Below are 19833 nucleotides of genomic sequence, written 5' to 3' on the forward strand. Positions count from 1 at the left end.
CCAACGTGTGTGACGCAGCGAACATCTCGGCCGGACCCCCTGTCGGGAACGCCATACCGGCGGGTAACGTCCGGGCCGTCCAGTCGTGCTCTGGCTTTCAACCACCGAAGACCCGAGCACCAGCCCGAGCCTTGGACCGCACCGTCGCATCACACAGTGTCGTGGCGCCGGCGCCCTATGAGGAGCAGCAGTCTTGCGCGAGTTCAGCCTTCCGGCTTTGTACGAGGTCCCTGCGGACGGCAATTTGACCGACATCGTCCGCAGAAACGCCGCGCAGCATCCTGACGTCGCCGTCATCGCCCGTAAGGTCGCGGGCGCCTGGCAGGACGTGACGGCACGGCAGTTCCTGGCCGAGGTGCACACCGCCGCCAAGGGCCTCATCGCCGCCGGGGTGCAGCCGGGCGACCGGGTGGGCCTGATGTCCCGCACCCGCTACGAGTGGACCCTGCTGGACTTCGCGATCTGGAGCGCGGGCGCGGTCACCGTGCCGGTGTACGAGACCAGCTCGCCGGAGCAGGTGCAGTGGATCCTGTCCGACTCGGGCGCGACGGCGTGCGTCGTGGAGCTGGACGGGCACGCGGCGGCCGTGGAGTCGGTGCGCGAGTCGCTGCCCGCCCTCAAGCACGTCTGGCAGATCGAGGCCGGAGGCATGGACGAGCTGGGCCGGCTCGGGCAGGACGTCTCGGACCAGACGGTGGAGGAGCGCTCCTCGCTCGCCCGGGCCGACGACCCGGCGACCATCGTGTACACGAGCGGGACGACCGGCCGCCCCAAGGGCTGTGTCCTCACCCACCGCAGCTTCTTCGCCGAGTGCGGCAACATCGTGGAGCGGCTGCGCCCGCTGTTCCGCACCGGCGAGTGCTCGGTGCTGCTCTTCCTGCCGCTCGCGCACGTCTTCGGCCGGCTCGTGCAGATCGCCCCGATGATGGCGCCGATCAAGCTGGGCTGCGTCCCCGACATCAAGCACCTCACCGACGAGCTGGCCGCCTTCCGGCCGACGCTGGTCCTCGGTGTCCCGCGCGTCTTCGAGAAGGTCTACAACTCGGCGCGCGCCAAGGCTCAGGCGGACGGCAAGGGCGCGATCTTCGACAAGGCGGCGGACACCGCGATCGCGTACAGCAAGGCACTGGACAGCGCCTCGGGCCCGTCGTTCGGCCTGAAGGTCAAGCACAAGGTCTTCGACAAGCTGGTCTACAGCAAGCTGCGCGCGGTGCTCGGCGGCCGGGGCGAGTACGCCATCTCCGGCGGTGCCCCGCTGGGCGAGCGGCTCGGCCACTTCTTCCGCGGCATCGGCTTCACGGTGCTGGAGGGCTACGGCCTGACCGAGTCCTGCGCGGCGACGGCGTTCAACCCGTGGGACCGGCAGAAGATCGGCACGGTCGGTCAGCCGCTGCCCGGCTCGGTGATCCGGATAGCGGACGACGGCGAGGTGCTGCTGCACGGCGAGCACCTGTTCAAGGAGTACTGGAACAACCCGGGCGCGACCGCTGAGGCGCTGGCCGACGGCTGGTTCCACACCGGTGACATCGGCACCCTGGACGAGGACGGCTACCTCAGGATCACCGGCCGGAAGAAGGAGATCATCGTCACCGCGGGCGGCAAGAACGTCGCTCCGGCCGTGATCGAGGACAGGATCCGGGCGCACGCGCTGGTCGCGGAGTGCATGGTGGTCGGCGACGGGCGGCCGTTCGTGGGCGCGCTGGTCACCATCGACGAGGAGTTCCTGGGCCGTTGGGCCGAGGAGCACGGCAAGCCGGCGGGTTCCACCGCGGCGTCGCTGAAGGACGACCCGGACCTGATCGCGGCGGTCCAGTCGGCCGTCGACGACGGCAACGCCGCGGTGTCGAAGGCGGAATCGGTGCGGAAGTTCCGCATTCTGTCCTCCCAGTTCACGGAGGAGTCGGGCTACCTCACCCCGTCGCTCAAGCTCAAGCGGAACGTGGTGGCGAAGGACTACGCGGCCGAGATCGAGGCCATCTACGCGAAGTAGCACGGCTCCTGACGGAGTGTCATGGCGCGGTGTCCTCGGCGAGGACCCGCGCCATCGTGCGTTCGGCGAGCGCGGTGATGGTGACGAAGGGGTTCACACCGATGTTGCCGGGCACGAGCGAGCCGTCGGTGACGTAGAGCCGGTCGTACCCCTTCACCCGGCCGTAGTCGTCCGTCGCCCTGCCGAGGACGCAGCCGCCGAGCGGGTGGTAGCAGAAGTCGTCGGCGAAGACCTTGCTCGCGCCGCCGAACAGGTCGTAGCGGTAGATGGTGGCGTTGGCCAGGTTGATCCGGTCGAACAGCTTCTTGGCCATGCTCACCGAGACCGCGCTCTGGGCGGGGGTCCAGCCCAGTTTCACCGTGCCGGAGGCGGAGTCGTAGGTGAAGGAGGCCCGCTCGGGGTTCTTGGTGATCGCCAGATAGAGGCTGACCCAGTGCTCGAACCCCATGGGCAGCGGGGCGATCTCGGCGAAGACGGGGTTGTCGGTGTTGGCCCAGTCGTCGATGCCCAGGACGGGCATGGTGGCCTGGTTGGCGCCGACGGTGTCCCAGATGTGGTTGGCGCGGCCGAGCATGGTGTTGCCGTTGGTGCCCCAGCCGGCGCCCACCGTGGAGTCGAGGTCGGGCAGCGCGCCGGTGTCCCTGGCGCGGACGAGGAGTTCGCTGGTGCCGAGGCTGCCGCCGCCGAGGAAGAGGTACGTGCAGCTGTAGCTCCTGGTCTCCACGACCGCGCCGGTGGTGTCGATGCGGTCGGCGGTCAGCACGTAGGACCCGTCGGCCGCCCGGCTGACCGACGTGACCTTCTCCAGGGTGTGGATCGTGACGTTCCCGGTGCCGAGGGCGGCGGCCAGGTAGGTCTTGTCGAGGCTGCGTTTGCCGTGGTTGTTGCCGTAGATGACCTCGGCGGCGAGCGCGGACCTGGGGGCCGTACCGGCGGCCTCCTGCTGCATGTAGCCGAAGTCGTAGACGTTCGGCACGAAGGTGGTCTGCAGGCCCGCGTTGCCTGCGGCCTTGCGGGAGGTGCGGGCGAACCGGTACCACTCGGTGGACTCGAACCAGCCCGGGTCGATCGTGTTGACGCCGAGCATGGCGCGGGCGCGCGGGTAGTAGGTGCCGTACATCTCGTCGGCGTCGACGGTCGGGAACTGCTCGGCGAAGTACGACTTCACGGGGGTGACCGCCATGCCGCCGTTGACCAGGGAGCCGCCGCCGACGCCCCGGCCGACGTAGACGGACATGTTGTCGTAGTGCACACGGTCCAGGACGCCGGGGTACGAGCTGATGTCCTTGTTGACCACGTCCAGCCAGAGGAAGGTCGCGAGCGGGGCCTCGGTGCGGGTGCGGAACCACATGGAGCGCTGGTCGGGGGCGGAGGTGGAACAGAACACCTTGCCGTCGCTGCCGGCGGTGTTCCACAGCTGCCCCATCTCCAGGACGAGGGTGCGGATGCCCGCCTGTCCGAGCCGGAGGGCGGCTACGGCACCGCCGTAGCCCGAACCGACCACGATGGCCAGGGAGTTGTCGACGGCGGCCGGTTCGGCTGCGTGCGCGGACTGCAGACCGATGCGGGTGAGACCGGCCGCGGCGGCGGTCTGGAGGGCGATCATGCCCAGGATCTGACGTCTACTCAGCTGACGCTGTATCAGTTTTGCTGTCATGTGCGCAGCATGTGCGGATTCTCCGGTTCCGGCTAGCCTCTCCGGAACGTTTTAGAGAAGGGCTTTGAGCTTCTCCGCCAGCAGGTCCCAGCGCCACTTCTCCTCCACCCACTGGCGGCCCCGCTCGCCCATCCTGTGGCGCAGTTCCGGGTCCCGGAGGAGGGGGACGATGCGGTCGGCCACGGCGGTCGGGTCGCCGCCCCTGACCACCCAGCCAGTCTCGCCGTCCAGGACCGCGTCGGGGGCGCCGCCGGAGTCGCCCGCGACGACCGGCAGGCCCGTCGCCGACGCCTCCAGGTAGACGATGCCCAGCCCCTCGACGTCCAGGCCGCCACGGCGGGTGCGGCAGGGCATGGCGAAGACGTCACCGGCGCCGTAGTGGGCCGGCAGCTCGCTCCAGGGGACCGCTCCGGTGAAGCGGACCGAGGCCGCGACGCCGGTCTCGTCGGCCAGGCGGTGCAGGTCCTGCTCGTAGGGGCCGCCGCCGACGACGAGCAGCACGGTGTCGGGCTCGGCGGCGAGGACGCGGGGCATGGCCCGGATGAGGGTGTCCTGGCCCTTGCGCGGGACCAGGCGGGAGACGCAGACCACGACCGGGCGGTCGGTGAGGCCGAGGCGGGCGCGGACCACGTCACCGCCGGAGCCGGGGTGGAAGGTCTTCTCGTCGACCCCGGGCGGCAGCTGGACCATGCGACCGGCCGCCTGCGGGGTGAGGGCCGCCGCGATGCGCGAGCGCGTGTACTCCCCCAGGTAGGTGGTCGTGTCCGTCGACTCGCCGATCCTGCGCAGCAGCTGCCGGGCGGCGGGCAGCTGGGCCCAGCCCGCCTCGTGCCCGTGGGTGGTGGCCACCAGCCGCTCGGCGCCCGCCCTGCGCAGGGCGGGGGCCATGAGGCCGAGGGGTGCCGCCGCACCGAACCACACCGACGTGCAGCCGTGCTCGCGCAGCAGCCCGGTGGCGCGCCGGGTCGCCTGCGGGGTCGGCAGCAGCATCGTCGTACGGTCGCGTACGACGGTGAAGGGCTGCTCGGCGTCGAAGGTGGCGGTTGCCTCGATGCCCTCCCGGCTCCGCTTCCAGGTGGAGGCGTAGACGACCAGCCGGTCGGGGTCCAGGCGCAGGGCCATGTTGTGCAGGAACGCCTGGATGCCGCCCGGCCGGGGCGGGAAGTCGTTGGTGACGATCAGGGTCTTGTGCATCGCCGCCGACCCTACCGAACGGGACGTACCCGGCCGCGACCGAACGGGCTGCGCACGGCCGGGAGCGGCCGGGTCTGTGGCAGGTACACAGCCGGGCACGACATCATGGTCCGCGACGCGGACATCGAACCGGAACCTGACGGCAAGGGGATCACGTGGAGACCAAAGGCGCCGGGCGGTCCCTGGCATGGCTGCTCGCGACCTGGGGCGTCACCCGTCTGGTGCTGCTGCTGTTCGTCTTCCAGGTGTGGATCTTCCCGGGAGGGCTGGACGTCACCTCCGACGTGTCGGTGACCTATCGCGGCTGGTACGAGGTCCTGCGGCACGGAACGTTTCCGCTGGACGACGTGACCTGGCAGTACCCGCCCGCCGCCGCCCTGCCGATCCTCGCCCCCGCCGTCCTGCCCTTCCTGTCCTACGCGCACGCCTTCTTCATCCTCGCGTTCCTCGCCGACGCGGTCGTCCTGCACCTCCTGCTGTATCCGGCCGGGCGCCCCGGCCGGTCGCCGCGCGGGGCCTGGGTGTGGGTGGCGGGGGTGCCCCTGCTCGGCCCGACGGTGTACGCCCGCTACGACGTGATGGTGACCGCGGTGGCCGTGGCGGCGCTGCTCGCGGGCGTCCGGCATCCGCGGGTGATGGGCGCGCTGACCGCGTTCGGCGCGCTGTTGAAGGTGTGGCCGGCGCTGCTGTTGGTCGGTGTCGTGCGGCGGCGCGCGTGGGCGGCGGCGGCGGTGACCGCGGCCGGGCTCACGACGGTGTTCACGGTGGCCATGCCGGGCGCCTTCGCCTTCCTGACCTTCCAGCGCAGCCGGGGCACCGAGGTGGAGTCGCTGGGCGCGCTGGTCTTCCACGTGGCCCGGCACTTCGGCTGGCACGGCCAGGTGCTGCTGAACTACGGCTCGCTCGAGTTCCTCGGCCCGCATGTGGACCAGGTCAGCACGGTGGCGCTGGCGCTGACCGGGGCCGCGTTCGGCTGGCTGCTGCTGTGGCGGCTGCGGGCCGTCCGCAGGACGCCGCACACCCTGGCGGACGCGGCGTTCACGGCGGTACTGCTGTTCACCGTCACCAGCCGGGTGATCAGCCCGCAGTACCTGGTCTGGCTGGTCGGCCTCGCCGCGGTCTGCCTGTCGTACCGGGCGAGCCGGATGGGGGCGCCCGCGCTGATGGTGGTGGTCGCGTCCTTCGTCACGGTGCTGGAGTTCCCGCTCGGCTTCGGGCACGTGGTGGCGAGCGACCGGTACGGCGTGCTGCTGATGCTGGTCCGCAACGGCCTGCTGGTCGCGGCCTCCCTCACGGCGGGCCGTGAACTGTGGCGCGCGACCGTCGGCCCGGCCCCCGCCGCCCCACTGCCGCCCCAGCCGACCCGGCCCCGGCAGACCCCGGTCTCCTCCTGACGCCCCGCCCCGGCCGGCGCGTCGGCACGGCCACGGCCGCGCACTGCACAGCCATCGCGAGCGCGAGCGCCAGACGGACTCCGGGCAGCCCTGGACCGGACAGCGCGTGGGCGAGCGGGAGCCGGCCGGCCGCGCCGAGCAGGGTGCCCCGGAGCAGGACCGGTGCTCCACCGCTGCCCTCGAGGACCCCGCCGAGCGCGATGAAACAGGCCATCAGCAACAGAAAGGGGCCGACACGGCGCAGGAACAGCAGGCCCTGGTCGGCGACGCGGGAGACCCGGCGCCGGAGGCGGCCATGGTCCAGGACGGTCCTGCCGGTCCTGTCCTTCCTGCGGCACCTGGACAACCCCGCCGGACAGGCCGCGGTGCTGCGCCGTCGTCCGGACTTCCTTCAGGCGCCGTCGAGCTTCTTCCACCGGGACGGCGAGCCGGTGCGCGCCGAGGAGGCCGGGGATCTGTTCCGGGAGGGCATGCTGCAGGTCGCCCGAGCCACCGGGAAGGCGGAGCGGGCCCGGCTGCGCGAGGCGCTGGAGACCCTCAGCCGAGCTGCGCCCCGACGTACGCCCGCCACTGTGCGGTGAACGCCTCCGGTGTGGTGCCGAGCTGCTCCTTCAGGGCGGACTCGACCGCGCCCGCCCGCTGCGGGTGGGCGCCGACGGCGCGGTAGAAGGCGTCGAGCCGGGCCGTGCCCCAGTGGTCGGCGATCATCCGGCAGGCCAGCCAGCCGCTCTCGTAGGCCCGGGCCAGCTCGGTGGGTTCGCTGGTGAAGCCGAAGTCCTTGTCTGTGGGCAGCGCGGTCGGGACGTGACCGGCCTGGACGGCGCCGGTCAGCTCCGGCGCGACCTCGGTGGGGGTGCGGTCGGTGCCGAGGTAGCCGATCCAGTCCGCGTAGCCCTCGGAGAGCCACAGCGGGGTCGCGGCGGTGGTGTGCGCACGGGTGGCCACATGGGTGGTCTCGTGTGTGAGGACGACCTGCTTGCCGAGATCGCCGAGGGCGGCGTACGCGTCCGGGTTGATCACCACCCGGTCCGCGGGCGCCTGCCCGGAGCCGCCCGCCTCGCCGGTGGTGACGGCGGCGATGCCCCGGTAGTTGGCCGCGGGCGAGCCGAGCAGCCCGCCCATGCCGGCCAGCGAGCCCGGGACGAGAACGACGACCCGGCGGGCCCAGTCCGCGCCCCACGCCCGGGAGACGGCCGGGACCGCGCGGTCGGCGAGCGCGGCGTAGGCACGCAGGTCGGCGACCGGCCGGTCGGTGCCCAGCACCAGGCTGTGTGCGCCCTGCACGACGGTCACCCCGCCCTGGTCCCACAGTTGCTGCCCGGCCTGCTCGGCGGGCTCGTCGGCGGCGACGTACCACGAGCCGTCGGCGGCACGGCCGAGGGTGAGGGTGCGGCGGGCGTCGACCGGGGCCGTGTCGTAGCCGGCGACGCGGTAGCTCAGTTCCGCGTCGGCGGTGGCGTCGGAGCCGGTGCGGCGCACGGTGGTGACCTGGTAGTGCCAGGAGGCCAGCGGAAGGGCGCGCAGCCGGTCGTACTCGGTGCGGGTGCCCGTCGCCGCGTACGCCCCCTCGTCGTGGCCGAGCAGGGCCGCGGAGCGCCGGTCGAGCAGCAGCTGCACCTCGGCACGGGCGGGATCGCTCGACGTCCCGCCGCCGCATCCGGTCAGGGGCAGCAACAGAGCGAGGCCCACGGCCCCGATCCACCACGCCCGCCTGCGACCAGCCATTGCCCGATCGTAACGGCGCGTGCCGCGGTCAGGGGCGGGTGACCGAGGAGATCGGCATCATCCCGACCGGGTCGTAGCGCACCGCGGCTCCCGGATAGGGGGCGTGGACGACCTGGCCGTTGCCGACGTACATCCCCACATGGCTGGCGTCGGAGCGGTAGATCACCAGGTCGCCGGGGCGCGCCTCGGAGAGCGGGATCTGCCGGCCGGCGAAGCGCTGCTCCTGCGAGGTGCGCGGCAGATGCATGCCGGCGTGCGCGTACGACCACTGCATCAGGCCCGAGCAGTCGAAGCCGGAGGGGCCGTTGGCGCCCCAGACGTAGGGGCGGCCGAGGGCCGACTGGGCGGCGGCCACGGCCGCCGCGGCGCGGGCGTCGGGGGCGACGGCGCCGGTCAGGTCGGGCAGGTCGACGCGGTCGTCCCGGGAGGCGCGGTCGTAAGCGGCGCGGGCGGGGGCCGACAGCGCGTCGAGCAGCTGCCGGGCCTTGGCGAGCTTCTTCTCCACGGTCTTCTTGTGCGCGGCCACGGCCCTGCGGCTCTTGTCCAGCGCGGCGAGCTTCCCGGCCGCCTCGGACCGCTCCTGCGCCAGTTGCCGCATCGCCGTCCTCAACTCCCGCAGCCTGCCCTCCTGTTGGGCGCCGATGCGGTCGAGGATGGTGGCCTTGTCTAGGTAGTCGTCGGGGTTGTCGGAGAAGAGCAGCGCGACGGCGGGGTCGATACCGCCGGCCCGGTACTGGGCGCCGGCCAGCGAGCCGAGCTGCTCGCGCAGCGTGTTGATGCGCAGCTGCTGCCGGGCGATGTGGTCCTGGGCGTCGCGCACCTCGCGGCGCAGCGTGTCGGCCTGCTCCTGCGCCTTGTCGAACGCCTGGGTCGCCTGCTCGGCCTCCTGGTAGAGGCGGTCCACCTCGGCACGGGCGTCGGCGTGCGGCGCCGCGTGCGCGGGTACGGCGCCGAGCGCGGCGGCGGCGGACAGGACGCACAGCACGGTGGCGCCCCGGTCGAATCCGGAGGAGACAAGGCGGCGATGAGAGCCCACGGCAGTCCTTCAGCAGGCGGACGTCAGACCGCTCCCCCGCCGCCCGGGGACGGGGAGGCCCCGGTGCCGGGGGAGCGCGGGCAGACAGTAGCCGCAGCCGAGGGCCCGGGCCAAAGACCGTGAAGGCAACACATAGTGACGCCCCGCCGCTGACGCAGGTCATTGGCGGGGCGAGGAGTCAGTTCCGGTCCCGGGGATTCGCCCGTTCGGGCGCCCCGCGTCCGCGTTTCGCGCGGGCCCGCGGGGCCTTCGAAGGTGCTGTCAGACCCGGACGCCGAACTGGAACGGCATGTCGGCCATGGCCTCGTAGCGGACCACGGCACCGGTGTGCGGGGCGTGCAGCACCTGGCCGTTGCCGGCGTACAGGCCGACGTGGTGGATGTCGCCGTAGAAGAAGACCAGGTCGCCGACCTGCAGGTCGCTGGCGGAGTCGATCCGGGTGCCGATGGTGGCCTGCTCCTGGGAGGTGCGCGGTATGGAGACACCGGCCTGGGCGTAGGCCCAGGAGGTCAGGCCCGAGCAGTCGTAGGAGGCGGTGCCGGTGGCGCCGTAGACATACGGCTTGCCGATCTGCGACTGGGCGGCGGCGAAGGCAGCCGCGGCACGGCCGGAGGCGGGCGTGCTGTTGCCGAGGTTGACACGCTCGCTCGAGGAGCGGTCGGCGCGCTGCTGTTCGGCGGCCAGCTGCTGCTTCTCCTTGGCGGTCAGGCTGTTCAGCAGCTTCTGCGCGTCGGCGAGCTTGCCCTGGACGTCCTTCTTGTTCTGCTCCAGCTGGGCGCGCGTGGAGGAGAGGTCCTTGAGCTTCTCGGCGGCCTCGGCGCGCTCCTGGGCCAGTTCGCGCTGTTTGTCCTGGATCTTCTTCAGCGCGTCGACCTGCTGGGCGCTCAACTGGTCGAGCGTGGAGGCCTTGTCCAGGAAGTCGTCCGGGTTGGAGGACAGGAAGAGCTGGACCGAGGGGTCGATGCCGCCGGAGCGGTACTGCGAGGTGGCCAGCGAACCCAGGCCGTCGCGCAGCTTGTTGAGGTCCTGCTGACCGCGGGCGACGTTGTCCTGGATCGTGGAGATTTCCTTCTGCAGCTTCTGCTGCTTCTCCTGCGCCCCGTTGTACTTCTCGGTGGCCTGCTCGGCCTTCGAGTAGAGGTCGTCGACCTTGGCCTTGACCTGGTCCTTGCTGAGCTTCTCGCTCGGCGCGGCATTGGCGGCGTTCGCGCTCAGCACGACGGCGGCGGCAGCTGCGGTGGTCAGCACGGTCACACGGGCGCGACTCTGCTGCTTGGGTCGACGATGGGACGCCACGGAGGACGAACTCCTTCTTGTGAGTGAGTGAGTAATCACCCGTTCGGAGGTTCGAGCCCTGACCCTAGTGACCCAGTTGTGATCAGTTCAAATCCTCACGCCAAAAATTCCCGTCACTCAATGCATTCTTTGCACACGACTCACATGCAGTGAGACGCGATTGACCCTGAGTGGCGTGAAGAACGGTCCAATTCGGGCATTGACCATGCCCGTTGGGCGTTCAGGACAGTCGCTTCAGAAGTACCGCAGACGCCACCGGACGGGCACCGGCCTTGGCGACGCCGTCGGCCACCTCCCGGTCGGTGGAGGCGACGATCACCGGACGGCCCGGTGGCTCGGCGCGCACCAGCTGGCGGATCAGCTCGTCGGCCGTGACCCCCGGCTTGGAGAACAGCACCCGCACCCCGCGCGGCGGCGCGAGCAGCACCGGCGCGGCCAGTTCGGCGCCGTCGAAGACGCATGTCACCTCGGCGCCGGTCTGTGCAGCGAGCGCCGAGAGCTGGCCCAGCAGCCTGAGGCGCTGCTTCTCCAGCGGCATCTGCGGATAGCCCGTCTTGGTGACGTTGTAGCCGTCGACCACCAGATGCGCCTGGGGCAGCGCGAGCAGCTGGTCGAGGATGGCCGGGTCGTTCTCGGACAGCGCACGCGCCGCGATGTCCTTGGGGGTCATACGGCCAGGCTCGACCGCGTCCACGGTCTCGGCGGGGCGTACGGACACCGGCGGCAGCGCGAGTTCGCGGCGCAGGCCCTGGGTGGCGTCCAGCAGGGTGTCCAGCAGCAGCCGTACCCGCATGTCCTCCACGCTGCGGCCCTCGCGTGCGGCCCGCCGGGTCGCCTCGAGGCCCGCCTCGGCCTCGCCGAGCCGGGCCTTGAGCCGCCGGGACTCGCTCTCGGCGGCCGACACCTGCGCCTGCGCCTCGGCCCGCAGGGCGTCCATCTCGCCCTGTGCCTTGCGCAGCGCGGCCTCGCCGCGCTTGACGTCGCTGAGGGCGGCACGGAGCTTGCGGTGAAGCGATTCCGCCTCCCGCCTCGCCGACTCCAGCTCCGTACGCAGCCGTTCGGTCTCGGCGCGGGTGTGTCCGCGGGCCTGCGCCAGCTCGTGGCGCAGCCGCTCCAGCTCGGCCCGGCTCTCCTCGTCCGCCCGCTCGGCGTCCGCGCGCTGGGCCTCCTCGCCGGCCGCGGCGACCAGCTTCACCCAGCCCGCCGGGCGCAGTACGTAGGCCGCGGCCGCCACGTCGAGCGGGTCCGCGGCCGGGGGCGGGGAGCCTGAGTCGAGGGCGCCGGTCAGTTCCGGCTGCGCCTCTCTGAGCTTCTCCCCGATCCGCTGCCGGAACAGTGAATCGGTCTCCAGTGCCGCCGCCATCGCGTTCGCGGCGAACTTCGCCCGGCGACTGGGGGTGAACCGGGCGTACTGCCTGAGCTGGGCGGGCAGTTCGGTCACGGTCAGCCCGCCGAAGCCGTCCGAGACGATCTGCACGACCCGGCGGCGCACGCCGTCGGGCAGCGGACGGTCAAGCACCTCGGCGGTGCCGTCGCCCGGCCCCCCGCCTGCGGTCTCCGCCATCCGTCACACCCCACTAGTTCACTTCTGCCGCGTCACTTCTGCCGCGTCGTCTTTTCGGGCCGCCCCGCTCAGGAGTCGGTGCCCGGCCTGTCCACGAGTTCCACCTGATCCACCGCATTGCACCAGCGACAGCGCACCGATTCGATGGTCTCACTGACCACCTCGCGCTCCTCCACCGTCGGCTCTCCGGCCAGATCGAGATGGACGTACTCGACGACCTTCGACGAACGGGTCACGTCGAACCGGGTCAGGTTGCCGCACAGGGTGCAGCGCCACCGGGTGGTCGCGGTCGGCAGGGGAACCGTCATCGTGGCAGTCCGCTCCTTCTCGTTGCGTCTCTCCCGCGCCGCCGGCCGACGCGTGTGGCCGTAACCCTACGGCCTGCCGGGGACTCGCCGCCCGTCCGTCCGCGACGGCGAGGCGGTCTGTCGGCCTGTGTCCCGTTACGTCATGCTCTGTGTTCATGATCAGCCAGTGGAGCACGGCGACCGGCAGGACCCTGCGAGCGGTCCGGAGTGCATCGGCACCCATCACCTACGGCCTCATCGCCCTGTGCTGTCTGCTCTTCGTCCTCGGCCCGGCCTCCGGACTCACCCCCGGCTACGGCACCGGGGCGGCCCTTGCGGCCGCCCAGCGGGCCTACTTCCGGCAGTGGGGCGTGGTGCCGGCCGAGCTGTTCGACGGGCCGGCCCGGGAGATCCTCACGCCCGCGACGGCGCTGTTCGTGCACGGCAGCTGGGTGCATCTGCTCGGCAACATGCTCTTCCTCTTCGTCTTCGGGGCGATGACCGAGGAACGGATGGGCCGGGCCGAGTTCACCCTCTTCTACGCCGGCTGCGGCTATCTGGCCCTGCTGGGCTACGCGGCCGTCAACGCCTCGTCCGAGGAGTCGCTGGTGGGCGCGTCCGGGGCGATCTCGGCGGTCCTCGGTGCCTTCCTCTATCTGTTCCCGCGCGCCCGCGTGACCAGCCTGCTGCCGTTCCTGCTCTTCCTGCCGCTGCGGTTCCCGGCCTGGGTCGTGCTCCCGTTCTGGGCGGCGGTGCAGTGGGCGGCCGCGGAGCAGGCCTCCGACGGGCCCGGGGTGGCGTATCTGGCGCACCTGGTGGGGTTCGGGCTGGGCTTCGTCTACGCGTGGGTGCGCTTCGGGCGTGGGACTAGAGTGAAGTGCACCGCAGCTCCGGCACCCGAGGGAGAGAACCAGCCGTGATCACCGCGATCGTCCTGATCAAGACCAGCGTGGACCGGATCCCCGAGATCGCGGAGCAGATCGCTTCGCTGGACTCGGTGAGCGAGGTGTTCTCCGTGACCGGCACGTACGACCTGATCGCGATGGTCCGGGTGCAGCGGCACGAGGATCTGGCCGAGGTCATCCCCGGGCGGATCAGCAAGATCCCCGGGGTGGAGGGCACGGACACCCATGTGGCGTTCCGTACCTACTCCCAGCACGACCTCGAGGCGGCCTTCGCGATCGGGCTGGACTCCTGACCGGCCGAAGGCCGCCTCGACAAAGGGCGCACCACCTCACGCGGCAGGCACGCAGCGGCCCTCCTGCGTGCGGTACGTCCACTTGGCGCCCACGGTCACCAGTTCCTTCACCGCCCTCACGAAGCGCTCGACGTGCTCGTCCGGGGTGCCCGCGCCGAAGCTGACACGGATGGCGTTGAGGGACTTCTCGCCCGGGGCCGCCTCCGGGGCTCCACACTCGCCCTGCGTCTGGGGGTCGCTGCCCAGCAGGGTGCGGACCAGGGGGTGCGCGCAGAAGAGGCCGTCCCGGACGCCGATGCCGTACTCGGCGGAGAGCGCGGCGGCGAAGTGGGAGCTGTTCCAGCCCTCCACCACGAAGGAGATCACGCCGACGCGCGGCGCGTCGTCGCCGAACAGGGACAGCACCTTCACCTGCGGGACCTCGGCCAGGCCCGCGCGCACCTCGGCGATCAGGTGCTGCTCGCGGGCGACCAGGCCGTCCCAGCCGGCCTCGGTGAGTGCCCTGCAGGCCGAGGCGATGGAGTAGGCGCCGATGACGTTCGGGGAGCCCGCCTCGTGCCGGGCGGCGCTCTCGTGCCACTCCACGGCCACTCCCCCGTCCGCGCGCCGGGTGACCTTGCGGCTGGCGCCGCCGCCCGCGAGGTACGGCTCCGCCGTGCGCAGCCAGTCGGCGCGGCCGGCGAGGACGCCGGAGCCGAAGGGGGCGTACAGCTTGTGCCCCGAGAAGGCGACCCAGTCGACGTCCAGGTCACGGATGTCCACCGGGTGGTGCGGGGCCAGCTGGGCGGCGTCGATGACGATCCGGGCGCCGTGGGCGTGCGCGGCGGCGGCCAGCTCGCGCACCGGCCACAGCTCGCCGGTGACGTTGGAGGCGCCGGTGACACAGACCAGGGCCGGGCCGTGGGGGTCACGGTCGGCGAGGGCCCGCTCCAGCGTCTCGACGGCCTGCCGCGGGGTGCGCGGGGCGTTGAGGTAGGTGACCTTCGCGTCCTGCCAGGGCAGCAGGGAGGCGTGGTGCTCGGTCTCGAAGACGAAGACCTGGCAGTCGGCGGGCAGGACACGGGCGAGCAGGTTGAGGGAGTCCGTCGTCGAGCGGGTGAAGACCACCTGGTCGTCGGCACGGCAGCCGAGGAAGTCGGCGACCGCGCCGCGGGCGTTCTCGAACAGGTCGGTGGAGAGCTGGGAGAGGTAGCCGGCACCGCGGTGGACGCTGCCGTAGTAGGGCGCGTAGGCGGCCACGTCGTCCCAGACACGCTGGAGGGCGGGGGCGCTGGCCGCGTAGTCGAGGGCCGCGTAGGTGACCTCGCCCCCGGTGACGAGCGGAACGGTGACATCCCGGCCCAGAACGGGCAGCGCGCCCGAGTTGTCACGGCACACGGACTGGTCGGCGGCAGCGGTGAAGACAGACATGGGTGAACTCCCGTGAGGACGTACGCGAAAGAAGACGTACGGAAAGAAGAGAAAGAAGGGGTGCGCGGAGGCGGGGCTCGGCGGCCCTATCGCATTCGCTTGCTCACGGAGGACTCCTCGACGACCAGGACCCCTGGTTTCTCGAGGGGTCCGCGCTTGCCGTAGACCTCGCTGCCTACGACCTGGTCTTCACCCGGGGCACCCCGCCACGGACGGAGGGTTGCCGGACAGTCGGCCGGGGCCTCATGACTGTCACTCATGACCTGGTTCAGGAAACTACGTCAACTGATCGTCGTCCCGCAACCCCGGTCCGGATTGCGGGACGCCCGTCATGGCCGCTGTGCGTTGGTGGCCGCCACCCAGCGCTCCAGCGCCCGCTTCGCCGCACCCGAGTCGATCGACTCGGCGGCCCGGTCCATGCCCGCGCGCAGTTGCTCGGAGAGCGGGGCGTCCGCCGGGTTCAGGGCGACCAGGGCCGCCGCGGAGTTGAGCAGGACGGCGTCGCGGACCGGGCCCGGCTCGCCCTCGAGCAGTCGGCGGGCCACCTCCGCGTTGTGGCCCGGGTCGCCACCGCGCAGGGCCTCCACGGGGACCATCTGGAGGCCGACCTCGCGCGGGTCGAAGACCTCCTCGGCGACCTTGCCGTCCCGCACGACCCAGACGTGGGACGTGGACGTCGTGGTCAGCTCGTCCAGGCCGTCGTCGCCGCGGAAGACCAGCGCGGAGTTGCCCCGCTCCGCGAGCACACCCGCGACGATCGGCGCCTCCTGCGCTACGGCCACGCCGACCGCCTGGGCCCGTACCTTCGCCGGGTTGGTCAGCGGACCGAGCAGGTTGAACACCGTACGGATGCCCAACTGGCCGCGGGCGGCGCCCACATGGCGCAGCGCGGGATGGAACTTCACCGCGAAGCAGAAGGTGATGCCGGCCTCCTCGGCGACCTCGGCCACCCGCCGGGGCGTGAGGTCGAGGTTGACGCCGAGCTTCTCCAGGACGTCGGAGGAACCGGAGGAGGAGGAAGCGGCGCGGTTGCCGTGCTTCACCACCTTGGCGCCCGTGCCCGCGACGACCAGCGACGACATCGTGGAGATGTTCACCGTCTTCGCCCCGTCGCCGCCCGTGCCGACGATGTCGACGGTCCGGCCGGGCACCTCGATCACCTTCGCGTGCTCGTACATCGTGCGGACCAGACCGGTGATCTCCTCGACCGTCTGTCCCTTGGCCCGCAGCGCCACCGCGAACCCGGCGATCTGCGCGTCGGTCGCCTCGCCGCGCATGATCCGGTCCATCGCCCACGCGGTGTCGTCGGCAGCCAGGTCGTGGCCGCTGAGCAGGCCGTTCAACAGGGCGGGCCAGGAGCGGCCCGCCGCGGTGTCGCCTCCAGCGGGGGTCACAGCGCTCATAGCCGCTCCTGGGTGTCGTACCTGCGAAATCCGTGGTCGGTTCCACCCTATCGGCCCCAGGACAGGGCGAAGGGCCCCGTCCGTAAGCCGGACGGGGCCCTTCAGTGTGGCGTGGCGACGCGGGGATCAGTGGTGGCCGTGGCCGCTCGCGATCTCCTTGTACTCGTCAACGGTCGGCTTGGGGATCTGGTTGTCGTCGCCGTAGTAGGCGTTCGACAGCTTGACCCGCAGCTTCTCCGTGGACCCGACCTTGCGCTGGACACCGTTCTCGTCCACCGCCGGGCCGATCCGGGCCGGCTCGTACTGCCGGTGCGAGGTCAGCGTGTGCAGCTGCTCCTGGCTGAGCGGCTCGTGCACCTCGATGAACTCACCGTGCGGCAGGCGCTTGATGATGCCGGTCTCGCGGCCGTGCAGCACCTTGTCGCGGTCGCGGCGCTGCAGGCCCAGGCAGATCCGCTTGGTGGCGATGAAGGCGATGACCGGGCCGACGAAGAAGAAGATCCGGACGAACCAGGTCACGGCGTTGATCGACAGGTGGAAGTGGGTGGCCCACAGGTCGTTGCCGCCGCCGACCAGGGTGATCATGTAGATCGTCACCCAGGCGACACCGAACGCGGTACGGGTCGGGGCGTTGCGCGGGCGGTCCAGGATGTGGTGCTCGCTCTTGTCGCCGGTGACCCAGGACTCGATGAACGGGTAGACCGCGATCGCCGCCAGGACCAGCGGGAAGAGGACCAGCGGGATGAACACGCCCAGGACGAGCGTGTGGCCCCACAGGTTGATCTCCCAGCCCGGCATGAAGCGGATCAGACCCTCGGCGAAGCCCATGTACCAGTCGGGCTGGGCGCCGGTGGACACCTGGTCCGGACGGTAGGGACCCATGGCCCAGATCGGGTTGATCTGGGCGACCGCCGCGATGGCCGCGATGACACCGAAGACCAGGAAGAAGAAGCCTCCGGCCTTGGCCATGTAGACCGGCAGCAGCGGCATGCCGACGACGTTCTTCTCGCTCCGGCCGGGGCCCGCGAACTGCGTGTGCTTGTGGTAGACGACCAGGATCAGGTGGCCGACCACCAGACCGAGCATGATGCCCGGCAGCAGCAGGATGTGGATCGAGTAGAACCGGGCGACGAAGTCGTGGCCGGGGAACTCTCCGCCGAAGAGGAACATCGACAGGTACGTGCCGATGATCGGCACGGACAGGATCGCGCCCTCCATGAAGCGGACACCGGTGCCGGAGAGCAGGTCGTCCGGGAGCGAGTAACCGGTGAAGCCGGTGAACATGCCGAGGACGAACAGCAGGAAGCCGAACAGCCAGTTGATCTCACGCGGCTTGCGGAACGCGCCGGTGAAGAACACGCGCATCATGTGCACGAACATGCCGGCGAGGAAGATCAGCGCGGCCCAGTGGTGGATCTGCCGGATGAGCAGACCACCACGCACGTCCATGGAGATGTGCACGGTCGAGTTGAACGCCTCGGACATCAGCTGTCCCTGGAGCGGGACGTAGCTGCCGTGGTACACGACCTCGTTCATCGACGGGTGGAAGAACAGCGTCAGGTAGACGCCCGTCAGGATGATGATGAGGAAGCTGTAGAGGCAGATCTCACCCAACATGAACGACCAGTGGTCGGGGAAGATCTTGCGCATGTTGCTCTTGGCCAGGGAGTAGATCCCCACCCGGCCGTCGACCCAGTCGGCGACGCGCTCGCCGGCCGGGGCCTTCCCGCGTGCGCGGGAGGTGTCGTTCGCTGTAGTGCTCATCCGCGCTCCCAGAATGCAGGACCGACGGGCTCCTCGAAGTCGCCCAGCGCCTGGAGGTAACCCTCACCGTCCACGCCGATGCGCAGCTGCGGCAGGGCGTGGCCGGCGGGACCGAAGATCACTCGGGCCCCGTCGGAGAGGTCGAAGGTGGACTGGTGGCACGGGCACAGCACGTGGTGCGTCTGCTGCTCGTACAGGGAGATCGGGCAGCCGACGTGGGTGCAGATCTTCGAGAAGGCGACGATGCCCTCGTGCGACCAGTCGAGCTCGCGCTTGTCCTTGATGTTGCCCGGCTGGAGCCGGACGATCATCAGGGCGGCCTTGGCGATCTCGTTCTGGAAGTCCTCGTTCGTCTCCTCCAGGCCGTCGGGCTTGGCGAAGGTGAGCGAGCCGACCATGACGTCCTCGGGACGCAGCGGCTGGTTCGTGTTCATGTTGACCAGGCGCTTGCCCTTGGCCCACATGGTGTGCCGCAGCTTGCTCTTGGGCGCCGGGCCGAGACCGCCGAGCAGGAAGACGCCGGAGAGCGGGAGCAGGGTCAGCGCGCCGAACATCGTGTTGCGGATCAGCTTGCGCCGGCCGAAGCCGGACTCCTGGGCACCCTGCTGGAAGTCGTCCATGACCTGCGCCCGCAGCTCGGGCGAGGCCTCGATCGGGTGCCGCTCGTCGGCCATCTCCACGTCGGACATCAGGGTGCGGGCCCAGTGGACCGCGCCCGCGCCGATGCAGAACAGCGCCGTACCGAGGGTCAGGCCCAGCGCGAAGTTCAGCGCGCTGATGTGCCCGATCGGGAAGACGAAGATCGACTTGTCGTGCGGGATCGCCAGGTACGCGGCGATGAAGCCGACGGTGGCCAGCATCGACACCGTGAACAGCAGGGCGACGAAACGCTCGGACCGCTTGGCGGCACGCTCGTCGATGTCCTGGATCCGGTGCTCGTGCGGCGGCAGCCCGGGGTCGGCGAACGGGTTCTCCTCGTCCGCGACGCTTACGGCGCCCTGCGCGTGCTCCTGCTCAGCGGGCAGGTTCTCTTCTGGAATGTCTTGGCTACTCATGACTTCTTGGCCTTTGCGGTCCGAGCGGCGACCCAGACGGCGACCGCGATCACCGCGCCGAGACCGAAGATCCAGGCGAACAGGCCCTCACTGACCGGCCCGAGGCCGCCCAGCTCCAGACCGCCCGGGTTCTCCGTCTTGTCGCCGTTGACCGCGTTCAGGTACGCGATGATGTCCTTCTTGTTCTGCGAGGACAGCGTGGTGTCCGGGAAGGACGGCATGTTCTGCGGGCCCGTCTGCATGGCCTCGTAGATGTGCTTGGGAGCGACACCCTCCAGGCTGGGCGCGAACTTGCCCTTGGTCAGGGCACCGCCCTTGCCGGTGAAGTTGTGGCACTGCGCGCAGTTGGTGCGGAACAGTTCGCCACCCTTGGCGATGTCCGCGCCGGCCGGGCCGTACTGCTCCTTGGTGGGCACGTTCGGGCCGGCACCCAGCGAGGCGATGTAGGCGGCGAGCTGGTCGATCTGCGTCTGGTTGTAGACGACCTTCTTGCGCGGGACCTGGGCGCCCTGCGAGGTGGCGGCCGGCATGCGGCCGGTGCCGACCTGGAAGTCGACCGCCGCGGCGCCCACGCCGACCAGGCTGGGGCCGTCGGAGGAGCCCTGGCCACCGGTGCCGTGGCAGCTGGCGCAGCCGACCTCGTAGAGCTTCTTGCCCTCTGTGATGGTCAGGGACTGGGAGGTTTCATCGGCCTGCGCCTTGCCCGCGGGTGCGAACGCGGCGTACAGCCCCCCAGTGGCCGCCAGCGCGAGGAGTAGGACGACGACCGCCGCCAGCGGATGGCGTCGTCGTGCGGAGAGCTTTTTCACGGATTACCCCGGTGTCAGGATCTTCTGCGTCGATGCTTCTGGATGCGGGAG

General features: G+C 70.9%; 16 protein-coding genes, 1 pseudogene and 1 riboswitch. Of the genes and pseudogenes, 5 read left to right on the top strand and 12 right to left on the bottom strand.

Translation table 11 applies throughout. From position 1 onward, the window contains the following. The first annotated feature begins 193 nt into the window (after nucleotides 1–193). Nucleotides 194–1990: an AMP-dependent synthetase/ligase gene (locus GQF42_RS13655; protein WP_158919905.1), complete on the top strand. Its 1797-nt coding sequence runs from the start codon at nucleotides 194–196 to the stop codon at nucleotides 1988–1990. A 19-nt stretch (nucleotides 1991–2009) separates the two neighbouring features. Here the strand turns inward: GQF42_RS13655 and GQF42_RS13660 are convergent, their stop codons facing one another. Together GQF42_RS13660 and GQF42_RS13665 are read right to left on the bottom strand one after the other, a co-directional pair. After that, nucleotides 2010–3647 (bottom strand): GMC oxidoreductase, encoded by a 1638-nt coding sequence (locus tag GQF42_RS13660; RefSeq protein WP_233273339.1) that lies wholly within the window; start codon nucleotides 3645–3647, stop codon nucleotides 2010–2012. Nucleotides 3648–3698: 51 nt separating this feature from the next. Then, nucleotides 3699–4841: a glycosyltransferase family 4 protein gene (locus tag GQF42_RS13665; RefSeq protein WP_158919906.1), complete on the bottom strand. Its 1143-nt coding sequence runs from the start codon at nucleotides 4839–4841 to the stop codon at nucleotides 3699–3701. Between the two features lie 155 nt (nucleotides 4842–4996). Here GQF42_RS13665 and GQF42_RS13670 point away from each other — a divergent pair, with 155 nt between their 5' ends. Then, on the top strand, nucleotides 4997–6235 hold the full coding sequence (locus tag GQF42_RS13670) for a glycosyltransferase 87 family protein (protein WP_158919907.1): 1239 nt from the start codon (nucleotides 4997–4999) through the stop codon (nucleotides 6233–6235). 317 nt (nucleotides 6236–6552) lie between these two features. Next, a pseudogene (locus GQF42_RS13675) lies at nucleotides 6553–6816 on the top strand (hypothetical protein); the annotation flags it as partial. Here the strand turns inward: GQF42_RS13675 and GQF42_RS13680 are convergent. The 5 genes from GQF42_RS13680 to GQF42_RS13700 form a co-directional block, all read right to left on the bottom strand. Further along, nucleotides 6773–7960 carry a hypothetical protein gene (locus GQF42_RS13680; protein ID WP_199272674.1) on the bottom strand — a complete coding sequence of 396 codons (1188 nt, stop codon included), beginning with the start codon at nucleotides 7958–7960 and terminating at the stop codon, nucleotides 6773–6775. The pseudogene GQF42_RS13675 and the gene GQF42_RS13680 overlap by 44 nt on opposite strands. 28 nt (nucleotides 7961–7988) lie before the next feature. Next, nucleotides 7989–8996 (bottom strand): C40 family peptidase, encoded by a 1008-nt coding sequence (locus tag GQF42_RS13685; RefSeq protein WP_158919908.1) that lies wholly within the window; start codon nucleotides 8994–8996, stop codon nucleotides 7989–7991. A 261-nt stretch (nucleotides 8997–9257) separates the two neighbouring features. Beyond that, nucleotides 9258–10292 carry a C40 family peptidase gene (locus GQF42_RS13690; RefSeq protein ID WP_158919909.1) on the bottom strand — a complete coding sequence of 345 codons (1035 nt, stop codon included), beginning with the start codon at nucleotides 10290–10292 and terminating at the stop codon, nucleotides 9258–9260. A 220-nt stretch (nucleotides 10293–10512) separates the two neighbouring features. Then, nucleotides 10513–11856: an NYN domain-containing protein gene (locus GQF42_RS13695; RefSeq protein WP_158919910.1), complete on the bottom strand. Its 1344-nt coding sequence runs from the start codon at nucleotides 11854–11856 to the stop codon at nucleotides 10513–10515. Between the two features lie 68 nt (nucleotides 11857–11924). Continuing rightward, nucleotides 11925–12164 carry a hypothetical protein gene (locus GQF42_RS13700; RefSeq protein WP_158919911.1) on the bottom strand — a complete coding sequence of 80 codons (240 nt, stop codon included), beginning with the start codon at nucleotides 12162–12164 and terminating at the stop codon, nucleotides 11925–11927. A gap of 155 nt (nucleotides 12165–12319) precedes the next feature. Between GQF42_RS13700 and GQF42_RS13705 the strand changes: the two genes are divergently transcribed. Both GQF42_RS13705 and GQF42_RS13710 read left to right on the top strand, forming a co-directional pair. Then, nucleotides 12320–13063 carry a rhomboid family intramembrane serine protease gene (locus GQF42_RS13705; protein ID WP_158919912.1) on the top strand — a complete coding sequence of 248 codons (744 nt, stop codon included), beginning with the start codon at nucleotides 12320–12322 and terminating at the stop codon, nucleotides 13061–13063. After that, nucleotides 13060–13341, top strand: a complete 282-nt coding sequence (locus tag GQF42_RS13710) for an Lrp/AsnC family transcriptional regulator (protein WP_158919913.1) — start codon at nucleotides 13060–13062, stop codon at nucleotides 13339–13341. The genes GQF42_RS13705 and GQF42_RS13710 overlap by 4 nt, the downstream gene beginning before the upstream one ends. Nucleotides 13342–13377: 36 nt before the next feature. On the opposite strand, the gene GQF42_RS13715 is transcribed toward GQF42_RS13710, so the two are convergent. From GQF42_RS13715 to qcrC, 5 genes are all read right to left on the bottom strand, one after another. Next, entirely contained in the window at nucleotides 13378–14751 is a 1374-nt protein-coding gene (locus GQF42_RS13715) for an aminotransferase class V-fold PLP-dependent enzyme (RefSeq protein ID WP_158919914.1), read from the bottom strand. Nucleotides 14752–14898: 147 nt separating this feature from the next. Continuing rightward, a riboswitch (SAM riboswitch) is annotated at nucleotides 14899–15015 on the bottom strand. A gap of 65 nt (nucleotides 15016–15080) precedes the next feature. Then, a complete protein-coding gene (trpD, locus tag GQF42_RS13720) occupies nucleotides 15081–16154 on the bottom strand; it encodes an anthranilate phosphoribosyltransferase (RefSeq protein WP_158919915.1) in 1074 nt (357 codons plus the stop codon). A 126-nt stretch (nucleotides 16155–16280) separates the two neighbouring features. After that, nucleotides 16281–17918: a cytochrome bc1 complex cytochrome b subunit gene (gene qcrB / locus GQF42_RS13725; protein ID WP_158919916.1), complete on the bottom strand. Its 1638-nt coding sequence runs from the start codon at nucleotides 17916–17918 to the stop codon at nucleotides 16281–16283. Then, on the bottom strand, nucleotides 17915–18973 hold the full coding sequence (gene qcrA / locus GQF42_RS13730; protein WP_158919917.1) for a cytochrome bc1 complex Rieske iron-sulfur subunit: 1059 nt from the start codon (nucleotides 18971–18973) through the stop codon (nucleotides 17915–17917). The genes qcrB and qcrA overlap by 4 nt, the downstream gene beginning before the upstream one ends. Next, entirely contained in the window at nucleotides 18970–19782 is an 813-nt protein-coding gene (gene qcrC / locus GQF42_RS13735) for a cytochrome bc1 complex diheme cytochrome c subunit (RefSeq protein ID WP_158919918.1), read from the bottom strand. The genes qcrA and qcrC overlap by 4 nt, the downstream gene beginning before the upstream one ends. Nucleotides 19783–19833: the final 51 nt, after the last annotated feature.

It is taken from the genome of Streptomyces broussonetiae (assembly GCF_009796285.1).
GTDB lineage: Bacteria > Actinomycetota > Actinomycetes > Streptomycetales > Streptomycetaceae > Streptomyces > Streptomyces broussonetiae.